The organism is Flavobacterium sp. UBA6135, assembly GCF_002428305.1.
In the GTDB taxonomy this organism is placed as follows: Bacteria; Bacteroidota; Bacteroidia; order Flavobacteriales; family Flavobacteriaceae; genus Flavobacterium.
In genome coordinates, this window is the sequence record NZ_DIVJ01000043.1 from 18,091 (window position 1) to 41,933 (window position 23,843).

Genomic DNA, 23,843 nt, shown 5'->3' on the forward strand with positions numbered 1-23,843 from the left:
ATGTTGAAAAAGTGGGATTTAGATACCTCCCAAACGTTTGTCTATAATTTTATCAAAATAATCTTTTAAGAACGCTTTACAGGCCAATTCAACCTGATCCATTTCTTTATTTCGCATAGAAATTAAATTCTTTTGCAGGTCTTTATCATTGATGTCATAAAACCCGATAGCTTTTTTACCGTCAAAAACGCAGATGTAATTGCCTTGTTGAAATTGATAATTCTTACCGTTATAGTTGATTACATATGGTGTTGTAGTTTTAGTATCAAACAAACTCCTCCCCCAACTTCTGAAAGGTTTGTCATAGCCAATCATATCTAAAATGGTTGGAAAAATGTCTATTTGTTGGCTCAAACTTGAGTCCACTCCTTTATATTTTTCATCCGGGGTATAAATCAAAATTGGTATCGCCAATCGGTTGACTATCTTATAATATTCATCATAATACACCTGGTTACAATGGTCTGCTGTGATGATAAAAATGGTATTCTCAAACCAAGCTTCTATTTTTGCGGCTTCAAAAAACTTTTTGAATGCATAATCCGTATAACCAATACATTGATGAATGGGCACATTTCCTTTTGGAAATTTTCCTTCTAAATGTTTTGGCACCAAATAAGGTTCATGAGAAGAAACCGTAAACAAAGTTGTAAAAAATGGTCCTTCCTTTTTTGATAGGGTTTGATTCATAAATTGAAAAAAGGGTTCATCCCAAATACCCCACGAACCGTCAAATTGGGTATCATCTTTAAATTCTGTCATGCCATAATAATGGTCAAAACCAAGGATGTTTCCAAACCCTAAAAACCCCATCGAACCATTAGGTGCTCCGTGAAAAAAGGAAGTATCATAGCCCTGATTATTCAAAATGGATACTAACGACTCTATGTTTTGTTTGCTGTATGGTGACGAGGTGAATGCATCTTTAAAAGAAGGTATTCCCGCCAAAACCGAAGACATTCCGTGGATGGATTTACTACCGTTGGCAAAAGCGTTTGGAAAAATCAAACTTTTAGTGGACAAAGAATCAATAAATGGTGTATAACTCACATGATTTTTTATACCGCTATCTTTATTGAAAGCACCAATGTATTCCCTACCAAAACTTTCGGTAATAATCAACACAATGTTTGGTGTTGTTTTAGGATTATTAGTATAGTGTTTTATTGGATGAAATAAAGAATCAATAACCTGATCATCCAACTCATAATCCGCCTTTTTAAAAGTTTTTACACGGATTGTTCTTAAAATAGCAAATGGAGTATTTAACACTAAATCAGCTTGCTCCATTCGGGTGACGTGTCTGTTGGCATCCACCAAATTAATAGGACGGGTACTTTTTTTGAAATCGCCTCTAATTCCTCCAACCATCAAGGTTGAAATAACCAAAAGTGAAAAAATAGACGTTGAAGCATAACTAATTTTCCCTTTGGGATAAATGATGTGTTTGATTCTGACTTTTTTATATAGATAAATCCATAAAAGTGAACATAGAATGAAAAGCAAAAACACATGCCAATATGTAATCAAAAAGCGAAATAGCATACCACCTTTGTTTGATTCATTTTGCACTAACTCCCAAGCCGATATAGTCGTTCGGGCATAGGTATATTTGTAATATATTAAGTCTATAAAATTGGTAGCATATGCTAATAAATTCGTTAGAAAATACACATAAAATAACATTCTCTGATAGCCTTGACGCGTATTTACCCAAAAAGGTAAGACAGACAACAAGACAAAAAGACTATTTACATACAAAATAGCGGTAGTATCAAATGCCAATCCATGATAATAAATGGAGAAAAAATCAACCACAGAGGTAACTTTTAAAACTTCATTATTATAACATAAAAACAGAAATCGGCTAATAAAATAAAAGACATACACTAATAGCAGTCTGTATAACAACACTTTGTATTCTCCTATTCTAAAAAAAGCTTTCATTATTAAATGGTTAAATGAATGTAATTTTTTTTTGCAAAAGTACAAAACATGAAGCATCAAAATTTTAAAAACTAATATTTTTTATTCCTAACAAAATTTACTAATTTGCAGAAAATATAACCTGTATTCTCATGATTAACATAACCCGACTTTTTGATTTTCCTTATTATCAACTTGAAAAAAATAATATTGCCGATTGCTTGGTAACCAAATACAATGGAGAATGGATTAAAACATCCACTCAGGAATATGTAGATAAAGCCAATGCTATTTCTCGTGCTTTTATAAGATTGGGAATAAAAAAAAACGATAAAATTGCTCTGATTTCTTCAACAAACAGAACAGAATGGAACATTTTTGATATTGGTTCGCTTCAAGTAGGAGCTCAAACGGTACCTATTTACCCAACAATCGCATCCGAAGATTATGAATATATATTAAACCATTCGGAATCTAAGATTTGTGTCGTTTCAGACCAAGTGGTTTATGATAAATTGATAGCCATTAAAAATAACGTACCAACCTTAACTGAAATTTATTCATTTGATGAAATTTCAGGATGTAAAAATTGGAAAGAATTATTGGAATTAGGGGCTGATGCTTCTAATCAAAATGAGGTTGAAGAAAGAAAAAACAACGTCAAACCAGAGGAACTGGCCACTATAATTTATACTTCAGGAACTACAGGAAGACCCAAAGGTGTTATGCTTTCCCACAACAATATTGTTTCAAACGTATTGGACAGTGCTCCGCGAATACCATTTAATGAAGGTACAAGTACCGCTTTAAGTTTTTTACCCATCTGTCACATTTTTGAACGGGTTATTTTATACATCTATCAATATTATTCTGTGTCTGTTTATTTTGCCGAAAGCATAGAGAAGCTAACAGACAATCTAAAAGAAGTGCATCCCAACGTAATGACCGTTGTGCCTCGCTTGTTAGAAAAAGTATATGATAAAATTTATGGAAAAGGAGCTGAATTAACCGGAATTAAAAAGATGTTGTTCTTTTGGGCCATCGATTTAGGTTTAAAATACCAACCGTATGGCCAAAATGGCTGGTGGTATGAAAAACAATTAGGTATCGCCCGAAAATTGATTTTCAGTAAATGGAAAGAAGCTTTGGGAGGTAATCTTGATGTGATGGTTTCCGGTAGTGCCGCTCTTCAGCCGCGATTAGCTCGAATTTTTGCCGCAGCAGGTATTCCCGTAATGGAAGGTTATGGTTTAACGGAAACATCTCCCGTTATTTCTGTAAATGACATGCGTAATGGCTTGTTCCGCATTGGAACAGTTGGAAAATTGATTAAAAACGTTAACGTTAAAATTGCTGAAGACGGTGAAATTCTTTGTAAAGGACCTAACGTCATGATGGGCTATTATAAAGACGAAACATTAACCAACGAAGTAATCAAAAATGGATATTTTCATACGGGAGATATTGGTGAATTTGATAGTGATGGCTTTCTTCGTATCACCGACCGTAAAAAAGAAATGTTTAAAACGTCTGGCGGAAAATACATCGCTCCTCAATTAATAGAAAACCGATTAAAACAATCGTTCTTTATTGAACAAGTGATGGTGATTGGTGATGGCGAAAAAATGCCGGCTGCGTTCATTCAGCCTAATTTTGATTTTGTACGCGAATGGGCAAAAAGACATCAAGTGATAGATATAGCTACCAATGAAGAATTGGTAAATAATCCTAAAGTTATTGAACGTTTTCAAGAAGAAATTACAACTGCCAATGAAAATTTTGGTAATTGGGAGAAAATCAAACGTTTCGAATTGACTCCTGATGTTTGGTCCATTGATGGTGGCCATTTAACTCCAACTATGAAACTGAAAAGAAAAATAGTTAAAGAAAAATACCAACATTTATATAATAAAATATATAATTCATAAAAAATTTTAGCATTTTTTAACAAGTGTTTATCATTTTTCATAAATTTACGCCACTAACCAAAAAACATTTAAATTTATGAATGCAAAAAACGTTTTAATTTCCGGTGTAGTTGGAGGTATTGTTAATTTCTTTTTAGGCTGGGTTTTTTATGCCATGCTCTTTAAAGATTTCTTTCCGCAGTCTAATGAAGAAGATATGAATTTAGTCATTATCTTCCTAGGCTGTTTGGTCTACGGTCTTTTTATGGCCTATGTATTTGTTAAATGGGCCACTATAAGTTTAGCAAAAACAGGAGCACTTGCAGGAGCTATTTTTGGATTTTTCTATGCACTATCGGTGAATCTGTTTATGGCCTCTTCTAGTGAATTAGATGTACAAATGATGCTGCTTGATGTTGCGATCACTATTATAATGAGTGCAGCTATTGGTGCTATTATTGCGGTAATTAATGGTAAGCTGAAATAAAAAAAGCATGGATTATAAAAAGAAACGCTCTAAACAGAGCGTTTTTTTTTGTTTTTAAAAAGTAATCTTTTCCAGCGTTTCCAGCACATAAGTATGCATGACTTCTTTGTAATCTAAATGCGTCACCATTCGCAATTTTCCTTTTCCTAAGGAACTAATGGCTATGTTTTTTTGCTTTAGTTTTTCAATTACATCTAAGTCCGCAATTTTAGGTTGTACCGAGAAAATCACAATATTGGTTTCCACCGGTTCCACCCCTTGAATCCAAGGCAATCGTTGCAGCAGTAAGCCCAATTCTTTTGCACGTCTGTGATCTTCTGCTAAACGTTCGATATTATTTTCTAGTGCATAAATAGCGGCGGCGGCAACAAAACCTACTTGTCGCATGCCACCACCTAACACCTTTCTGATTCGCATGACTTTATTGTAGTGTTCTTGCGACATTAAGAGTACGGACCCAATTGGGGTTCCCATACCTTTTGAAAAACAGACGGATATGGTATCAAACAATTGTCCATATTGCAATGGGTCTTGGTTTTTTGCCACTAAAGCATTCCACAAACGGGCTCCATCTAAATGATATTTCAATCCATGTTTTACACATACTTTTTTAATGGCTGCTAAATCTGACATTTCATAACAAGCTCCTCCTCCTTTATTAGTCGTGTTTTCTAAAGAAACTAAGGAAGTCAACGGACTATGGTAAAAGTCAGGCGGATTAATAGCTTCCTCCACTTGTTGTGCGGTTATCATCCCTCGATTGCCCTCAAGCAATTTACAGGAAACCCCACTATTAAACGAAACACCACCACCTTCATAATTATAAATATGCGCATATTTATCGGCTATCAATTGTTCTCCGGGTTGCGTATGCAATTTGATTGCTGCTTGATTGGCCATCGTTCCTGACGGAAAAAACAAAGCGGCTTCCATGCCAAAAAATGCAGCAACTTTTGCTTCCAGTTCATTTACGGTAGGGTCTTGTTTGAAAACATCGTCTCCTACTTTGGCGTTAAACATGGCACGTAACATATCCGCATTTGGTTTGGTAACCGTATCACTCACTAAATTTATTTCCATTATTAAAATCTATTTTAATTAAATCTTACTACTTGTTATGTGAACTCATTAAAAAGAACTTAATCTTTTACATTCAACTACTTATATGACATATAGGTCTAAAAAGTAAATCCCATTTTTTTGATTAGGACAAATCACAACTTGTTCCTACCTTTGCAAAAAACAAAACTACAATAATTATGACAAATACCGAACAAATTAAAGGTATTGTGGAGCGTCTTGGTGCGTTGAGGAGGTATCTTTGACATCGATAAGAAGTTAATAGAAATTACCAACGAAGAAGAAAAAACGTTTGACCCCAATTTTTGGAACAATGCTAAGGAAGCGGAACTTATAGTACGAGAACTTCGTTCCAAGAAAAAATGGGTAGAGGATTACCAAAAAGCAGTCAATCTCTCAGAAGAACTGCAAATGGTTTTTGAGTTTTACAAAGAAGGTGATGCGTCTGAAGAAGAAGTAGATGCTGTCTTTGACCAAGCGAATCTTTTAATCGAAAATTTAGAGTTCAAAAACATGCTTTCCGAAGAAGGAGACAGCATGAGTGCTGTGTTGCAAATCACTGCCGGAGCCGGTGGTACAGAAAGTTGTGATTGGGCCTCTATGCTGATGCGGATGTATTTGATGTGGGCCGAAAAAGAAGGCTATAAAATCAAAGAACTCAACTTTCAGGAAGGCGATGTAGCCGGAATCAAAACCGTTACCCTAGAAATTGAAGGCGATTATGCTTTTGGTTATTTAAAAGGGGAAAACGGCGTACATCGATTAGTGCGTATCTCCCCTTTTGACAGTAATGCCAAACGACATACCTCGTTTGCGTCTGTATATGTGTATCCTTTGGTGGATGACACTATTGAAATTGACATCAATCCGGCTGATTTAGAAATCATTACTTCTCGTTCGAGTGGTGCTGGCGGTCAAAATGTAAACAAAGTGGAAACCAAAGTACAATTATTTCACAAACCAACCGGAATTCAAATTCAATGCTCGGAAACCCGTTCACAACAAGACAACCGTCAACGAGCCATGCAAATGTTGCGTTCGCAGTTATATGAAATTGAATTGAAAAAGCAAATGGCACAGCGAGCTGATATTGAAGCCGGAAAAATGAAAATTGAATGGGGTTCTCAAATCCGAAACTATGTCATGCAACCCTATAAATTGGTAAAAGACGTAAGAACCGGACAAGAAACCAGCGATGTAGACGGCGTCATGAATGGCGAAATAGACGAATTTTTAAAAGCGTATTTGATGATGATGGGTCAGAAAGAGGAATAGTTTTCGGGTTGCAGGTTGCGAGTTACGGGTTTTAGAAACGCTGAAAAAAGTATACGCTATTGTTACCTAAAAATCATTTTTCAAATTCTCTAACGTTTTCGTATTTTAGCAACAAATAAAAACACTACAACATATAATGGACATCAACTTCAACAAAAACGAAGACCACAACAAGCTTTTACTTTCTGATTTAAAACAGCGGTTTGCTCAAGTAAAATTGGGTGGCGGTGAGAAACGTATTGCCAAACTGCATGCAGAAGGTAAAATGACGGCTCGCGAACGTATTGATTATTTGCTAGACCCAAAAGCAAAAAGCATTGAGATTGGAGCTTTCGTAGGTGACGGTATGTATGCCGAACACGGTGGTTGTCCTTCCGGAGGTGTGGTTGTAAAAATAGGTTATATTAAAGGAAAACAATGTGTGATCGTAGCCAATGATGCTACTGTAAAAGCCGGAGCTTGGTTTCCGATTACCGGAAAGAAGAACTTAAGAGCTCAGGAAATTTCCATTGAAAACCGATTACCCATTATCTATTTGGTAGATAGTGCCGGCGTATATTTACCGATGCAAGATGAAATCTTTCCGGATAAAGAACATTTCGGTCGCATTTTCAGGAACAATGCTATAATGAGCAGTATGGGAATTACACAAATTGCTGCCGTAATGGGAAGTTGTGTGGCTGGTGGAGCCTATTTACCAATTATGAGTGATGAAGCCATGATTGTGGACAAAACCGGAAGTATATTCTTAGCCGGAAGTTATTTAGTGAAAGCCGCCATTGGCGAAAACATAGACAACGAAACCTTAGGTGGAGCCACAACACACTGCGAAATTTCAGGGGTGACAGACTACAAAGCTAAAGACGATAAAGATGCTTTAGACCGCATTAAAAGTATTGTTGGGAAAATTGGCGATTATGACAAAGCCGGATTCAACAGAATAAAAGCAGAAAAACCTGCCTTGAAGGAGGAAGATATCTATGGTATTATTCCAAAATCGAGATCAGACCAATACGATATGATGGAAGTAATCAAACGACTGGTTGATAACTCCGAAATGGATATGTATAAAGAAGGCTACGGACAATCCATCATCACGTGCTATGCTCGAATTGACGGTTGGGCCGTGGGTATTGTGGCCAACCAACGTACGGTTTCCAAAACAAAAAAAGGGGAAATACAATTTGGTGGTGTGATTTATTCGGATTCTGCCGATAAAGCGACCCGTTTTATTGCGAATTGCAACCAAAAGAAAATACCGTTAGTTTTCCTTCAGGATGTCACCGGATTTATGGTAGGAAGTAAATCAGAACACGGCGGCATTATCAAAGACGGAGCCAAAATGGTGAATGCGGTTTCCAACTCTGTTGTACCCAAATTCACTGTGATTGTAGGCAACTCCTATGGAGCAGGAAACTACGCCATGTGTGGAAAAGCCTACGACCCTCGATTAATCTTTGCTTGGCCAAGTGCCGAATTAGCCGTAATGGGTGGTACGCAAGCCGCTAAAGTTTTAGCACAAATTGAAGCTTCTTCTTTAAAAGCTAAAGGGGAAATAATTGATGAAGTAAAAGAAAAAGAACTCTTTGACAAAATAAAAGCCCGTTATGATGCCCAGGTTTCACCTTATTATGCCGCATCAAGATTGTGGACTGATGCGATTATTGACCCATTAGAGACACGTACTTGGATTTCTATGGGTATTGAAGCGGCTAACCACGCTCCTATTGAAAAGAAATTTAATTTGGGGGTGATACAAGTGTAATTGGTCTGTTTTTTGATTAAAAACAAAAAACAACTCTTATGAAAAAATATATACTTTTTATTATTGCTTGCTTAAGTCTTCATCTATCTGCTCAAACGGAAGAATATTCAGGAACATATGTATTTAATAGAGAATCAGAAAAAAATGAAGTTTTAGAATATAAACTCGATTTGAATGGTGACGGCACATTTCAGTTTACTAGTTATCGCACAGATATTGGAAAAAATGAGTACCATCATTACAGCAAAGGTAAATGGACGGTTAAAAATAAAGTGATTCATTTTTCAACTGAAGATATTGATTTAGAGGAAAAGATCACTTTAGACTTTACAGGAACAACGGCAAGAATCATCAAAAAGTCACCCAGAGATATGTCAGACAAAGTAGTGCCCACAGCACTTCAATTTTATAAATCTAAAATTTTTTGGATAGCCAATCTAAAACTCATTTTTGTAGAATAACTATTTCTAAAACACAAAATCATACCTTTTTGTGACACTTCATTAAATATGACTAAAATCATATTTTAGGGTTAAAAAAACACCCAATTTTGCTCCAAAATATAGCAACATGGAATTTTGGAAAAAAAGAACAGCCGCAGAACGACTACAACATATTGAAAAAGCCTTACAGGAAAATGTAAATTTTTCAAAAGATGCCTCTTTAGGTTATCCGGCGTCAAAATTAGACGGTAAAGTGTTTTATGATGATGCTCCTTTCTTAAAAGATGCTCCGGTATTAATGACTTTTGTGGCCAATCCGAATCATATCGGTTGTCATACCACAGGTACGTCGGAAAAGGCGTTTAAAGGGACACAGCAAATTGAAAGAGAAACATTGGATATTTTGGCTGTAGATATTTTTGGAGCTGAAAAAAATCAATTTGATGGATACATAGCTTCAGGCGGGACTGAAGCCAACCTGCAAGCCTTGTGGATGTATCGAAACAATTTTATGAAGCATTTCAATGCACAACCCAATGAGATTGCAATCATAGCTTCTGAAGATACCCACTACTCTATTGCCAAAGGAGCCAACTTACTTTTAATTGATTGGATAAGCATTCCGGTTGGGTTTGAAAATAGAAAAATCGACAAAGAAGCTTTGAATACTATGCTTGCTGATGCGATTGAAAAAGGTAAAAAGTATTTTATTGTAGTCTGTAATATGGGAACCACAATGTTTGGTTCTGTTGACAACCCAGAAGACTATTGTGAGATATTGGAAAACTATGATGCCCAATTTTCTATTCATATTGATGCCGCTTATGGAGGGTTTGTTTATCCTTTTTTGGCAAAGGATAATACCCCTTTAAGTTTCAAAAACCCAAAGGTATCGTCTATTACTGTGGATGCTCATAAAATGTTACAAGCTCCTTATGGAACGGGAGTTTTTTTATGTAGAAAAAATTTAATTGAAAATGTGTTAACACAAGAAGCTCAATATGTTGAAGGGATGGATTTGACCTTATCGGGAAGTCGTTCCGGAGCAAATGCAGTTGCTGTTTGGATGATTTTAAATACCTACGGACCGAATGGATGGTTTGAAAAAATTAAAATTCTTCAAATGCGTACCGATTGGTTTTGCAAACAATTAGACCAAATGAAAATTACTTATTTTAGAGAAGTCAATATGAATATTGTGACCATCAAGTCTGAATATATTCCGGCAGAAATAGCGGCTCATTTTGATTTAGTTCCACAAAAACACAATGACCAAAACCAATGGTATAAAGTGGTTTTGATGGAACATGTAGAAGTAGATCATCTTAACCAATTGTTGGAAGAACTTAAAGAAAACACCGTGACGATTATTTCTTAACTAGTAAACATAAAAAAAGCCACTAAAAGTGGCTTTTCTGTTTGTATAGAACTTTAATTACGAATTTGTTTCTGCTTTTTTTGCAGAACAACATGCTTTTTTAGCAGAACCACAGTCTTTCTTCTCTTCCGAAGCTTCTGCTTTTTCTGTTTTAGCTTTCGCTTTTTTCTTGTCTTTATTTTTTGGTTCACCAGCCATAACATCCATTGAGAATAAGAACGATGCTACTGCAAATAAGGCTACAATTTTTTTCATACTATTTAAATTTTAACGGTTAATGTAATGAATTGAAAAACAAATATATATATTTTTTTAAAACGAACAGTGTTAATTTTGTATAATTTTTTCAGAAATGATTTGAAGCAACTGTTGTTTGGACAATACACCCGACTGTCGCCACACTTGTTTTCCGTTTTGAAATAAGAGCATGGTGGGTACTCCTTTTACTTGGTATTGAGACGCTAGGCTCTGATTTTTATCTACGTCAATTTTGATAATTGAAATGGTTTCACCTAGGCTGTCCTTTACTTCTTTGAGTATTGGACTTAAGGATTGACAAGGTCCGCACCAGGTGGCGAAAAAATCTACTAACACAGGTTTGTCAGTGTTGATGATATCTTGAAAGGTTTTCATTAGTAATCCATTTTATTGTTTCCAATTCAAATAACCACCTTCTAAATCGATGACTTCAGTGAAACCAAAGTCAACCATTTTCTTGGCTGCGGTTTGACTTCTAGCTCCACTACGGCAATAAATATAAACGGGTTGGGTTTTGTCTAGTTTTTGAATCTCCGTTTCAAAATCAGCTCCATTAACATTGATATTCAGGGCGTGAGCAATAGCTCCTTCAGAAAATTCCTCGGAAGTTCTGACATCTACCAGTTGCACCTCCCCTTTTGAGATTGCTGTTTTAAAAGCATCGGGAGCAATGATCTTTACTTTGGGGTTTGACTGCGACTGACACGAAATTGTCATTACCGACAGTAATAGTATAACCAGTATTTTTTTCATCTTCTTTACATTTATTTTATTATTTTTCTAAACAGGTAAAGCATTCGTTCTATTACAACGTACTCGGACAAACATAGGCCGTACGTTTAATACCTGTATTTTTAATCGCGGCATAACCTCCTTTGACATCAATCACATTGTGGTAGCCACGAGCTTTTAAAATAGAAGCGGCAATCATGCTGCGATAGCCTCCGGCACAATGCACATAGAAATCTTTGTCTTTAGGGAATTCAGCGATATGGTCATTTAAAAAGTCCAAAGGTGTGGACGGTACATTTTCAATGTGCTCCGAATTGTACTCTCCCGGCTTTCTGACATCAAAGACTGCGGCATTTTCGTTCATCTTTTGTTCCAATTCGGTAGCAGATACGGTAGTAACCGTGTCATATTCTTTACCGGAACTACGCCATGCGTCAAAGCCACCTTTTAAATAGCCAATGGCACTGTCATACCCCACACGAGACAAACGGGTGATGGTTTCTACTTCTTTTCCTTCGGGGGCTACAATTAGAATGGGTTGTTTGTAATCTAAAATTAAGGCACCTACCCAAGGAGCAAAACCACCTTCGAGACCGATAAAAATGGATTTTGGAATATGGCCTTTTGCAAATTCATCCTGATGACGCACGTCCAGTATCAAGGCGTTGGTGTCATTAGCAATCAACTCAAAGGCATTGGCATCCAATGCTTTTGCTTCTTTTATGATGTCTTCTACATTACTGTAGCCTTCTTTATTAAGTTTCACATTCATTGGAAAATAAGCCGGAGGAGGTAATAAACCATCAGTTACTTCTGCGACAAACTCTTCTTTGGTCATGTTGGCTCGCAAGGCATAATTGGTTGCTTTTTGTTCCCCAATAGTACCCACCGTTTCTTTACTTAAGTTTTTCCCACAGGCAGAACCTGCACCATGAGCCGGATAAACAATAACATCATCGGCCAATGTCATGATTTTTGTACGTAAACTATCAAACAACAAGCCTGCTAATTGCTCTTGTGTCATGTGTGCGGCTTTCTGAGCCAAATCGGGACGACCTACATCACCTAAGAACAAGGTATCACCACTGAAGATGGCGTGATCTTTACCGTTTTTATCTTTCAACAGATAGGTGGTGCTTTCCATTGTATGTCCGGGGGTATGCAAAGCAGTAATGGTGATATCGCCGAGTTGAAATACTTCACCATCGGTGGCAATATGAGCTTTAAAACTCGGATTAGCATTGGGACCGTAAACAATAGTAGCTCCTGTTTTTTCCGCTAAAGTAACATGACCGCTAACAAAGTCGGCATGAAAATGTGTTTCAAAAATGTATTTAATTTTTCCAACAACTGCATCTGCTTTGTCAATATAAGATTGTACTTCCCGTAACGGATCAATTATGGCAACTTCGCCTTGACTTTCAATAAAATAAGCTCCTTGAGCTAAACAACCGGTGTATATTTGTTCAATTTTCATAATTCGTTTTTTTTTGATTACAAAAGTAAACCTGCATGGGTACTCATACAGTAACATTAGTTACAAAGATACGGATTTTTGAAAAGGATTGAAAGGGATGGGTTAGTTTGTGAGGAAATTAAGAAAGGTGTTTGGTGTATCTATATGAGTAGTTTACCATTGTTAAGAATCGAAGTGACTCTCTTGTTTTGAATTTTGTATTATAGCGTTTACAGTTTTATTTTACCATTGACCTACACACCTGAAGTCAGGTTTCAATGTATTATGACAGGTCATTATTTGTTTTTTATTGGCTTTCTAGATTTGGATTTCCTTGTAGGTATTGTCAGGTAAACTTGGTTAGTGATTGTAAAACTAGGTAATCTAGCTAACGAAGTCTTTAAGGAAAAACTTGATTTGCTTTTGAAAAGGATGGAAGAGTTGATTATATTTGAGTGGATTCAATAGTTAGTCGTTAACTTTCAGCCCCGGAAAAAATGAATTATAAAAATAATAGGTTTAACCCATTGGGTGTAATTAAATTTTGGAAATAATTTTGCCACTAATTCACTAATTTTTTATTATAATTACCCGTTGGGTGTAATTATTTTTAGTAAAATAAATGGATTAGATATTGGTCAAGATACTGAAATTCAGTATCTTGATGTCGCCAAACAAACCAATATCTATGACAAATATAGTTAAAAATTATTTTAAAGTTTTAGAAGTTATAAGTTCTTTGAATTGTGAGTTAGTTTATAAATCAGGTGTTGGAAGAAGAGAAAAAATATCTGATTTAGAGGTAGTTGCATTGAGTTTGACTGCTGAATTTATGTCTATAGATAGTGAAAATTCATTGTTTAAGCAGATAAATCAAGTAGAAATTCCAAATTTAATAGAGCGAAGTCAGTTCAATAAAAGAAGAAGAAAACTGTTCTTGTTTTCAGAGGAAGTTAGAACCAAATTAGCAAAGAAATTTTTTAGAATTTGAAGACTATTTTATTGTCGATAGTATGCCGCTTGAGATATGTAAATTTTCTCGCCATAATAGAGTAAAAATATGTAAAGAGGAATTTGAAAGTGCCCCCATCAAAAGGATTTTGTGCATCACAAAACAATTGGTTTTATGGGTATAAACTTCATGGGGTTTGTTCTGTAGCTGGAGTATTTCATTCATTGGATATTACAAAAGCAGGAGTTCATGATGTACATTTTTTGAAGAACATAAAACAACAAATGTCTGATTGTGTGCTTCTTGGTGACAGAGGATATTTGTCGGAAAGCATTCAGTTGGACTTATTTCAAACAGCAAATGTAAAATTAGAGACACCGATGAGAATAAATCAGAAGCAATATAAATCACAGCCTTACATCTTTAGAAAATCAAGAAAAAGAATAGAAACTTTGTTTTCGCAGTTGTGCGACCAGTTCATGATCAGAAGAAATTATGCCAAATCTTTTGAAAGGTTTAAAACAAGAATCTTAGCAAAAATAACGTCTCTAACTTTAGTTCAATATATCAATAAATTTATCTTTGACAGACCAATTAATAATATCAAAAATCAAATCATTTAATTACACCCAACGGGTTATAATTATTAGATTTAATTCGAATTTTCATCGAAGATGAACAAATTATTGCGTTTAATCAATTTACAATTCGAGAATTCGTGGTAAAAAAACAAGATAATCTTGAAACAAATAATTACACCCAACGGGTTAGGTTTAGAAGTTTTAAAACAAGTATAAATACCCTACTCATTGTCTACGACTTCTCAGCAAATAAACAATTTCAAATTTTATTATATTTAAAATAATTATTTTTAGAATAAGGTTACTTTGTCTTCTTCAGTTAATCTAGAATACTATGTCATCCCTACAGAGACCTATCCGCCGATACTGAAGAGTTTTCACAATAAAAGGAACACAAATCATATTACACCGAACCTATAACCTCGACGCAAGGAGAGATCCCATTATCCAAGTCACAAGCAGCTTATCAGGTTCAGTTTTTTCATTCCGAGGAATATTGAAGTGAAGTCAGGAACCTCTTAAGCAGTACACCGTTTACCAAGCCATACACAATTTATCTCTTATAGCAATCCCCACATTTATGTTTTGATAATCAATAAATTAGAGCGATTGTATTAGAATTTTAGTTATATTTGTTAAGGCACTTGAACAAATTGCCAAAAACGCAAAGCAAGAATCATTCTGCGACATTGAAATGACTCATCTAAAAATCTAAACCCATGAAAGTAAACGCATATGCAGCCCTTGAACCCAAAGCAAAACTAACCCCCTATTCGTATGAATTAGGTCCTTTAGGGACAGAACAAGTTGACATCAAAGTAGCCTATTGTGGCATTTGTCATTCCGATTTGAGTATGATTAATAATGATTGGGGAATGACGCAGTATCCCTTAGTTCCCGGTCACGAAATAATTGGAGAAGTAATAGCTGCAGGAGCTGCGGTTAAAAATCTAAAAGTAGGCGATAAAGTCGGAATCGGATGGATGAGTGGCTCGTGCATGAGCTGCGTACAATGTATGGATGGTCAACATCATCTTTGTTCTCACGGCGAAGCAACTATTGTTGGCAGAAACGGTGGTTTTGCTGATACGGTTCGTGGTCATTGGTCATGGGCTATTCCACTACCGGAAGCCATAGACCTAAGCAAAGCCGGACCTTTGCTTTGTGGCGGGATAACAGTTTTTAATCCTATCATTTTAGCCGGAGTAAAACCCACGGATAAAGTAAGTGTTATAGGAATTGGCGGATTGGGACATATGGCTATAAAATTTTTAAAACACTGGGGCTGTGAGGTCATTGCATTTAGTTCCAATCCCGATAAAAAGAAAGATATTTTAGCTATGGGTGCGAGTAAAGTGATTAACTCTACAGTTCCGGAAGAATTGGAAAGTATAGCAGGAAAGCTAAATTTTATTTTGAATACTACTAATGTTACATTGGATTGGAACTCCTATTTGACAGCTTTAGCACCAAAAGGTCGTTTTCACACGGTAGGTGCTGTTTTGGAACCGATGGCAATCCCTGCTTTTAGTTTAATTATGGGAGAAAAAACAGTAGGTGGAAGTCCGATTGGCAGTCCTGCGTTGACAAAAACGATGCTTGATTTTTGTGTACGACACAACATTTATCCGGAAGTAGAAGAATTTCCTATGGCTAAGGTAAACGAAGCGATTGCCCATTTAGAAGAAGGAAAAGCAAGATTTAGAATAGTATTGCGGAATTAAACAATTATAAAAATGGAGAAACACCAATTGGAGAAAAAATGTAATAACATCGGAATATCTTCAAAAGCAGTGAATCCCAAAAGCCAAACGAGTAGAAACTAAAATCAAATACGTATGCCAAAGTATGTCATTGAAAGAGAAATTCAAGGAGCCGGGAGTTTAACCCCTGACCAATTGAAAGCAATATCGCAAACTTCATGTGGGGTTTTGAATCAATTGGGGCCCGAAATTGAGTGGGTTCACAGCTATGTCACCACCGATAAAATTTATTGTGTGTATAACGCCTCAACAGAGGAGCTGGTTCGTGAACACGCAAAAAGAGGTGGATTTCCGGCTAATGTTATTTCTGAAGTGGCCACAATCATTGATCCCTCAACCGCCAATTGAAGCCAAAACTTGGATTAGATAATGCCAATTTATTCTTTCTATAAACTCAACAAATTGGGTTGAGCTAAAGTATTAATTGCCTTTTTTTTTACTATTTAACCGAAGACTCGTGTTGATAAAGGTCATTCTATCAACTTTAACTTTTGTTAAAAATCAATTGTTCCTTTGAGCTCTTAAATACTGTTTTTCAGCTATTTGAACTGTCTACTTATAAGGTTACTATTATTAGACAGTCTATGAACAACCTCACTAGTTTCTTAAAAAAATACTATATTCTTTGTAAGAAAAATAGAATTTCGTACTTTTATGACCTAATAGAAATAGGTAAAAAAAAACATAATTTTACTCACCTTTCAAGTCAACAATATCGTAAAACAAGGAATGGAAAAATTTGACCGCAAAAAACATTGGGAATCCATTTATCAAACAAAAGAACTGAAAGACGTAAGTTGGTTTGAACCCACTCCAAAAACTTCATTAGATTTTATCAAACATTATAATTTGCCAATCACTGCAAAGATTATTGACATTGGCGGTGGCGACAGTTTTCTAGTAGACCATTTGTTAGATAACGGTTATCAAGATATAACCGTCTTAGACATTTCAGAAGCTGCTATTGATAAAGCTAAACTTCGTCTTGGCGAACGCTCAAATCAAGTCAAATGGATTGTAACCGATGTCACTAAGTTTACACCAACTGAGCAATATGATTTTTGGCATGACCGAGCGGCATTTCATTTTTTGACAGATGAAACAGAAATATCCAACTATCTCTCTACTGTTCAAAAAAGTATCACCCCAACCGGTATTTTAGTTATTGCAACTTTTTCTGAACAAGGTCCCGAAAAATGTAGTGGCATAAGTATCAAACAATATTCTGAAAAAACTATGGCAGAACGACTGAGTAAACAGTTTGAAAAGTTACAATGTAAAACTATTGACCACAAAACACCATTTGATACGATTCAGAATTTTGTTTTTTGTAGTTTTAGAAAATTACAAGTTAAACAATAGTGACGTTTACAATTAGGTATTATAAAGGTATCAGTTTATGACATACAAGCTAACCACGCATCCAATCAAGAATAAATGGAACTAGTAATTATTTCCGTAGCTGCTTTTCTGGTAGCGATTCTCACTTTCTTTTCGGGTTTCGGTCTCGGAACGATTCTAACACCGGTATTCATGCTCTTTTTTCCGGTAGAAATAGCAATAGCCTTAACGGGAGTGGTACATTTTTTTAACAATATATTTAAACTGTTATTAGTGGGTCGTAAGGCAAATAAAGCGGTATTATTACGATTTGGCATACCTGCGGTTATAGCCGCAGTGTTAGGTTCATGGCTATTAATAAATAGTTCTGATTGGCACCCCCTATTTTCATATACGGCATTTGGAAAGGACTTTGAGGTATACCCGTTGAAGTTCATTGTTGCAATTTTAATCCTCATTTTTGCAAGTATGGAACTTATCCCCTATTTCAGCAAGCTACAATTTAATAAAAATAAGCTTCCATTAGGAGGAGCATTGAGTGGCTTTTTTGGTGGACTTACAGGAAATCAAGGAGCTCTGAGAAGTGCTTTTTTAATAAAAGCCGGTCTTTCAAAAGAAGCTTTTGTAGGCACGGCAGTAGTAGTCTCCACTTTTGTAGACTTCACTCGTTTGAGCCTTTATGCTACAAAATTTGCCACATCAGGCCTAACCGACAATCTGACTTTGGTAATTGCTGCTACTGTCTCCGGAATTGCAGGATCCTATTTAGGCAACAAACTTTTAAAGAAAGTAACCCTACGCTTTATACAAGTAACGGTAGCCCTACTGCTCATGACCATTTCCCTTGCACTCGCAGCAGGGCTTTTATAATCGGTTTTTTTATCCTGTTTGGGTTAGAATACACTCTGAAACACGTGCCACTAAAATCTCAAGATAAAAAAAACGCTTACATGGTATTTTTTGTTTAGGATTACTTTAAGTGAATGAAAACTCATTTTGTTTTTTTATGATACCAATTATGGAAATTTTACTTTTTAAAGTATTTTTCTCATAATTACCATTTAATTTGACTACTTATTGACTTATTTATGTAAATATCCAAAACCTTTAATCTGGTTTTTATGTAGTAATTAACTACAAATTATGCACTTCATCAATAAATAAATACTAGTCATCGACAACCATATCGTTATAAAATGTAGTAATTACACTTTAACGATTTTAATTTGATTTATGACTGTTTTTTTGTTTTAACATTTATAACCGGTAGTAAGTTTGCCTAGAAATCAATCCCAAATTGGTTTCGTAAACCTAAATTAATTTTAACCGTTCTTAATTATGAAAACAAAATTGATAGAAAACTATCTCAAATCACTTACTTTTTTGCTACTGTTAGTTAGTCATTTAAGTATCAGCCAAACCGTTTATAAAACGATAGCTAACGGAAACTGGACCAGCGCTTCTACTTGGCAAAACGGATTAGTACCGAGTAGTACGATTGCTTCCAATCATGTAGTTACAATTAACCATGTGGTTACTTACAACAACAGTAATGACTTGAAAGTGTATGGGAAAGTCAACATCATTAACGGAACATTCAGAACCGCTTTGAGTGGTAATGGAGAAGACCGGTCCGTATTTGTTTATTCCAATGCTACGTGGAACATGTGTAATGCCAAAATGTATTTACCGATTTTCAGTGGCTCTTATGGTTCTCTTTCAGGAGATAACAAATCCGGGAATTTTGTCAACGAAAACGGAAAAATATACATATATAATTCCGTCGTTGAAATTGCTCAAAATTGGGAAGACAAGAGTAATTCCAATGGTGGTATTCGAGAATTAGTAAACAGCTGTTTGAAAGTTGGCGAAAATTTTATCAATAAAGGAGCCAATGATTTGTTTGAATCTACAAATATTACTATCGGATTACACGGTAGTGGTAATTTTAAAAATGAATACAAAATTACTTTTAAAGACAATTGCAGTTTACGTTTAAGCGGGTCGGGTTCGTTAGAAAACACCTCTGGCTCACAAGGCGTTTTTGGCTCAGGCAGTACAACAGTACCTGATTTAGTAGCCTTACGAATAAGTAATGGAAATGCTTCTATAGAAAAATCTTGGTCTGCAAAAATTTTTAATTTTTGTAGAAGTGGAGGAAGTGTAAGTGGAAGTTTTGCTAGCTTTTTTACTAACAGCATTACAAATAACAATACTACACAAGCATGTACGGCTATTACTAATTTAGCTTTTAGTTGTCCTGAGGCTGCTTGTGTTTTAAGTATATCTGCTGCAGAAACACAGCCGGTGAGTTGTTCAAATGGCGTGATTGCTGCTAATGGATCTGCAACGGTTACCATTGCTCCTGGTACAGCAGTTACTGATTGTTTTGGAAATTCAGGGGTTACCTACAGTTGGAACACCAATCCTGTTCAAACCACCGCTACGGCAACAAATTTATTACCAGGAACCTATACTGTTACTGTTACTGATGCGGCAGGATGTGTGGCAACTTCAACGGTGACTTTGGCTCCGCCAACACCAGAGATTGAAACGACCACTGTTAGTGCTTGTGTTACTTATACGTGGAGTGAAAACAATCAAACCTATACACAAAGCGGTACTTATACTATACCGGGAGATTGTGTAACTAAAAAGTTGGAATTGACTATTGTTGCTCAACCGGAACGACCAACAACGGCTTGTTACGAAACAGCAACGTTCAATACTATATCATGTCAGTGGGATATAACTGGAACACAACCAACTGAACCAGCTAAAGTTAACTGTTGGGATGATTACCAATTCAACACAACTAGTTGTTCATGGGTAAACCAAGGTTCACAACCAACTGAACCAGCTAAAGTAAAATGTTGGGATGCTTTTGTCTTTAATACAGTAAGTTGTAAATGGGACAATACCGGAACAAAACCGGATGCTATAGAAGTTAATGAAACCGCATGTGATTCGTTTACTTGGGCTATTAGTGGTTTGGTTTATACGAACAGTGGTAGTTATGAGTTTATTACAGCCAACTGTGTTATCTATGTATTGAATTTGAACTTAGAGGCTTGTCCGCAACCATGTCAGTTCCAAACCTATTCCCAAGGAGGATGGTCAAATACGAACTCACCCTTGAGTGTTAGTTTTATGAATCAATATTTCCCGAATGGCTTAATGATTGGTCAAGCAGGAAGGTCATTAAAACTGACTACTGTCCAGGCTATTAGAAACTTCCTTCCTAACGGAGGAACACCGGATCGATTAGCTTCGGGTAATAAAGAGAATCAAAACAACAAGCAAGTGAAAAATGTATTTGCGGGTCAGTTAGTTGCATTACTATTAAATGTTGCGGCGAACCCCGGAATGGAACAAGCCACCATCGTTTCGCAAGATGCAAGCTTTAATGGAAAAACAATTGCTTGGTTAATTGCCGAGTCACAAGCTAAGATTGGTTCAAGTACGCCGGTGAGCAGTACTTTGTTATCTAAGTTATCTAATGCCTGTGAAGCAGTAAATCTTAGTTTCCATGGGGTGGCTACAGGTTATGTAGATTGTCAGCCTAATGAAGCCAGAATGGCAGCAGAAGAATTGTCAACAAAAGCTTTGGAAACTGTAGTTACAGCCTATCCAAACCCATCCAATGCTTCGTTTACACTTACTAATCCATCTGCATTTGATGTGACGGTTACTGTGTACTCGATTAGTGGTAAAGTTGTTACAAAACAACATATTCTACCTGCACAATCCAACTATGAATTTGGTTTAGAGTATGAAGCAGGTATGTATTTGGTAGAGATTCAAGGGACCAATTATAAAAATCATTTAAAATTGATTAAAAGATAATTGAACTAAAATTTTTAAAAACAATAACCCTAATAGTGGTCGGAAGAGATTCCGGCCATTATTTTTTTTTAGGAATGAGGTTGTTCAAAGAGGTACTAACGGAATTTTTCTGAAAACACACTTGCTGTATTTGCTGTTGAAAACTAAAAGTACAAAAGTAAACCCTGCTTTATTGGATAAGCTTAAAAGTACTTACCAAATAATCCAAACCAAAGTCCTTGGATTAAAGTTCAAAGTATACAATTTATAAAAGGAACTATAGTGTATTCAATAGTCTAATTGACTATTATAAACTTATAATAATCAACTGAAAATTAAATGTTTTTAATTTTTAATCAATATTCTCTCTTAAAATTGCTATTCTACGGAATTAATGTCAATAATTGTTGTCTCCAATTGTATAATGAATTGGGAGTTTTTCCCCTAATTGTTTAAAAACAGGTAGTTTATCGATAAAAACACACCATTTATATAATGTTTTTCTTCTTTTTTTCAATGATTTGTAGCTAAACGATTTTTTTTAACATCTCAACTCCTATTTGTTGTAATTCATTTTTATGCTTATAAGTTTGTCCTCGTAAAATGAAAGTAAAATTTCATGAACCCAAATTATTTAAAAACAAACCGTGTGTATTATGAAAACTAATGAATTTAATTTCTTACTGAGACTAATTAAACGCTTTTGTGTTTTAATTTTTTTCTCACTTAGCCTGCAGGTCATTGCACAACCTACTTGGCAATCTTCCACCACTGCTGTTGGGAGCAACAGCAGTGCAAATATTACTAAACCAAGCGGAATAGTAGCAGGAGATTTACTGATAGCCGGAGTGATGTTTGAGTCTGGTTCTAGTGCTACTTTAGCAGTTCCAACGGGTTGGACTTTAATACTTAGAACTAATCAAAGTAGTAATATCGGTATGGCAACTTATTATAAAATTGCTAGTGCCACAGAATCTGCTTCAGACAGTTGGGGTTTTGGTGGAGGCAAATGGTCCATCGGAATCAGTAGAATAACCGGTGCTTCTGTAGATAACATTATTTCAAATGGAACAGCAAGTAGTTCTTCTTCAACTAGTGTAGTAGCACCTTCTATCACTACTACTTCAGCAAATAATTTAATTTTAAATTTTTATTCTAATAAAAAAGATGCAACTTATACAGCTGCTTCAGGAACTACAGAGCGTTATGATGCTCCAAATACTTCAGGAGGTCTTCCTTCAAACATGATGGCTACTTATGTTCAAGCCACATTGGGTGAAACAGGAGCTAAAACGGCTATAGCCTCTGTATCCGAAACTTGGATAGCACAAACCATTGTATTGAGTCCATGTATTACAAGTGCAGGAACTTTGAGTGGTACACAAGCAATATGTTTAAACGGAGCTACACAATTAAATTCTACAGTTTTAGGTGGAACTTGGTCTTCCAATAATACAGCTGTTGCAACAGTCAACTCTTCAGGAGTGGTAACAGGCCTTTCTGTAGGAACAGCAACCATCACTTATACTATTGCCGGTATAGGAGGATGTTTAAATGGTACCGCTACACGAACTGTAACAGTAAATCAGACTCCTATCACAGCTAACGCTATTGTCTGTGCCGGTGGAACGGGAGAATTAACTGCTACCTCATCATGTTTAGACTTAACAGGACAAACAAGTGGTCCAAATGATGCAGGTACAGGTGCTAATGTGACAGGTGTTGGTGGATCTAATAATTGGTCAAATCCTAATAATATAACTATTTCAGGATCTAATGCTACAAGAACTTTATCAGGTGGTCAAATATCAAATTATTTGCGAGGGACTAATTATGGTTTTCAAATCCCTTCAAACGCTATTATTAACGGTATATCTGTAATCATAAATCGCCAATCTTCAAGTGTTAGTAGTGGTGGAATTCAAGACAATGAAGTAAAACTAGTTGTTGGAGGTACAATTCAAACTACAAACAAAGCAGTTACAGCTACAAATTGGCTAACTAGTTCAAATGATGTAACTTACGGTGAACCTACTGATTTATGGGGAATTTCATTAACTGCAGAAGAAATTAATGCTGCTGATTTTGGTGTCGTTTTATCTGCAAGAAATGCAAATACTTCAAGTAGTAGAACTGCCAATGTAGCTCACATGCAAATTACAGTCACCTATACACTTCCAGGTTCATTAAACTGGTACACCGTATCTTCTGGGGGTACTATCATAGGTACAGGCTCAAGCTTTAATCCGGTAGGCGTTTCGAATTCTGGTCTCGTGGATACCAATACACCAGGAACAACTTCATATTGGGTAGAATGTACAACAACTCCAGGTGCATGTAGAACAAAAGCTGATTTTGTAATCAATGCGGCTCCATCAGTAGGAACTTTAAGTGGTACACAAGCTATTTGTATAGCTGGATCAACAACATTAAGTTCAACAGTTTCTGGTGGTACTTGGTCTTCAAGTGATGATACTATTGCAACTATAGATAGTCAATCTGGTGAAGTAACAGGTGTTGCTGCCGGAGAAGCTACCATGACTTATACCGTAGCCGGTATAGGTGGATGTTCTGATGCTACTGCTACAAGAATTATAACGGTAACAGCACCAGTTGTTGCAGGAACTTTAAGTGGTACACAAGCTATTTGTATAGTTGGATCAACAACATTAAG

General features: G+C 35.9%; 18 protein-coding genes and 1 pseudogene. 13 read left to right on the plus strand and 6 right to left on the minus strand.

The features are described from left to right. Window positions 1-18: 18 nt before the first annotated feature. Window positions 19-1,947 (minus strand): LTA synthase family protein, encoded by a 1,929-nt coding sequence (locus B3L86_RS10795; protein ID WP_291118858.1) that lies wholly within the window; start codon window positions 1,945-1,947, stop codon window positions 19-21. 131 nt (window positions 1,948-2,078) lie between these two features. Here B3L86_RS10795 and B3L86_RS10800 point away from each other — a divergent pair, with 131 nt between their 5' ends. Together B3L86_RS10800 and B3L86_RS10805 are read left to right on the plus strand one after the other, a co-directional pair. Then, window positions 2,079-3,854 carry an AMP-dependent synthetase/ligase gene (locus B3L86_RS10800; RefSeq protein ID WP_291118861.1) on the plus strand — a complete coding sequence of 592 codons (1,776 nt, stop codon included), beginning with the start codon at window positions 2,079-2,081 and terminating at the stop codon, window positions 3,852-3,854. Window positions 3,855-3,930: 76 nt separating this feature from the next. Beyond that, window positions 3,931-4,320: a hypothetical protein gene (locus B3L86_RS10805; RefSeq protein WP_291118863.1), complete on the plus strand. Its 390-nt coding sequence runs from the start codon at window positions 3,931-3,933 to the stop codon at window positions 4,318-4,320. A 54-nt stretch (window positions 4,321-4,374) separates the two neighbouring features. On the opposite strand, the gene B3L86_RS10810 is transcribed toward B3L86_RS10805, so the two are convergent. Continuing rightward, the gene (locus B3L86_RS10810; protein ID WP_291118865.1) at window positions 4,375-5,400 is read right to left on the minus strand and encodes a threonine aldolase family protein; all 1,026 of its coding nucleotides are present in this window, start codon (window positions 5,398-5,400) and stop codon (window positions 4,375-4,377) included. Window positions 5,401-5,579: 179 nt separating this feature from the next. Here B3L86_RS10810 and prfB point away from each other — a divergent pair. The 4 genes from prfB (at window position 5,580) to B3L86_RS10830 (ending at window position 10,261) form a co-directional block, all read left to right on the plus strand. Then, a protein-coding gene (gene prfB, locus B3L86_RS10815) for a peptide chain release factor 2 (protein ID WP_291118868.1) occupies window positions 5,580-6,675 on the plus strand; the annotation gives its coding sequence in 2 pieces (ribosomal slippage) (window positions 5,580-5,642 and window positions 5,644-6,675; 1,095 coding nt in all). Between the two features lie 136 nt (window positions 6,676-6,811). Next, window positions 6,812-8,440 (plus strand): acyl-CoA carboxylase subunit beta, encoded by a 1,629-nt coding sequence (locus B3L86_RS10820; RefSeq protein WP_291118870.1) that lies wholly within the window; start codon window positions 6,812-6,814, stop codon window positions 8,438-8,440. 38 nt (window positions 8,441-8,478) lie between these two features. Beyond that, window positions 8,479-8,901 carry a hypothetical protein gene (locus tag B3L86_RS10825; RefSeq protein ID WP_291118874.1) on the plus strand — a complete coding sequence of 141 codons (423 nt, stop codon included), beginning with the start codon at window positions 8,479-8,481 and terminating at the stop codon, window positions 8,899-8,901. A 109-nt stretch (window positions 8,902-9,010) separates the two neighbouring features. Beyond that, window positions 9,011-10,261 carry a pyridoxal phosphate-dependent decarboxylase family protein gene (locus B3L86_RS10830; protein WP_291118877.1) on the plus strand — a complete coding sequence of 417 codons (1,251 nt, stop codon included), beginning with the start codon at window positions 9,011-9,013 and terminating at the stop codon, window positions 10,259-10,261. A gap of 57 nt (window positions 10,262-10,318) precedes the next feature. Here the strand turns inward: B3L86_RS10830 and B3L86_RS10835 are convergent, their stop codons facing one another. From B3L86_RS10835 to B3L86_RS10850, 4 genes are all read right to left on the minus strand, one after another. Next, complete coding sequence (locus tag B3L86_RS10835) at window positions 10,319-10,516, minus strand: hypothetical protein (protein ID WP_291118879.1); 198 nt, start codon at window positions 10,514-10,516, stop codon at window positions 10,319-10,321. Window positions 10,517-10,588: 72 nt separating this feature from the next. Next, a complete protein-coding gene (gene trxA / locus B3L86_RS10840; protein WP_291118882.1) occupies window positions 10,589-10,894 on the minus strand; it encodes a thioredoxin in 306 nt (101 codons plus the stop codon). 12 nt (window positions 10,895-10,906) lie between these two features. Then, window positions 10,907-11,272 (minus strand): rhodanese-like domain-containing protein, encoded by a 366-nt coding sequence (locus B3L86_RS10845; protein ID WP_291118885.1) that lies wholly within the window; start codon window positions 11,270-11,272, stop codon window positions 10,907-10,909. Between the two features lie 52 nt (window positions 11,273-11,324). Beyond that, a complete protein-coding gene (locus B3L86_RS10850) occupies window positions 11,325-12,728 on the minus strand; it encodes an MBL fold metallo-hydrolase (RefSeq protein WP_291118888.1) in 1,404 nt (467 codons plus the stop codon). Between the two features lie 718 nt (window positions 12,729-13,446). On the opposite strand from B3L86_RS10850, the pseudogene B3L86_RS10855 reads away from it, so the two are divergent. From B3L86_RS10855 to B3L86_RS10885, 7 genes and pseudogenes are all read left to right on the plus strand, one after another. After that, window positions 13,447-14,282 (plus strand): annotated as a pseudogene (locus tag B3L86_RS10855) (IS982 family transposase). Between the two features lie 677 nt (window positions 14,283-14,959). Continuing rightward, window positions 14,960-15,964, plus strand: a complete 1,005-nt coding sequence (ahr, locus tag B3L86_RS10860; RefSeq protein ID WP_291118891.1) for an NADPH-dependent aldehyde reductase Ahr — start codon at window positions 14,960-14,962, stop codon at window positions 15,962-15,964. 114 nt (window positions 15,965-16,078) lie between these two features. Then, window positions 16,079-16,351: a DUF4242 domain-containing protein gene (locus B3L86_RS10865; protein ID WP_291118894.1), complete on the plus strand. Its 273-nt coding sequence runs from the start codon at window positions 16,079-16,081 to the stop codon at window positions 16,349-16,351. Between the two features lie 381 nt (window positions 16,352-16,732). Continuing rightward, on the plus strand, window positions 16,733-17,365 hold the full coding sequence (locus tag B3L86_RS10870) for a class I SAM-dependent methyltransferase (protein WP_291118896.1): 633 nt from the start codon (window positions 16,733-16,735) through the stop codon (window positions 17,363-17,365). Between the two features lie 75 nt (window positions 17,366-17,440). Further along, on the plus strand, window positions 17,441-18,214 hold the full coding sequence (locus tag B3L86_RS10875; protein WP_291118899.1) for a sulfite exporter TauE/SafE family protein: 774 nt from the start codon (window positions 17,441-17,443) through the stop codon (window positions 18,212-18,214). A 468-nt stretch (window positions 18,215-18,682) separates the two neighbouring features. Beyond that, window positions 18,683-21,190 carry a T9SS type A sorting domain-containing protein gene (locus B3L86_RS10880; protein WP_291118902.1) on the plus strand — a complete coding sequence of 836 codons (2,508 nt, stop codon included), beginning with the start codon at window positions 18,683-18,685 and terminating at the stop codon, window positions 21,188-21,190. Window positions 21,191-21,825: 635 nt separating this feature from the next. After that, the coding region (locus B3L86_RS10885) for a beta strand repeat-containing protein (protein ID WP_291118905.1) at window positions 21,826-23,843 on the plus strand (2,018 nt) is incomplete at its 3' end.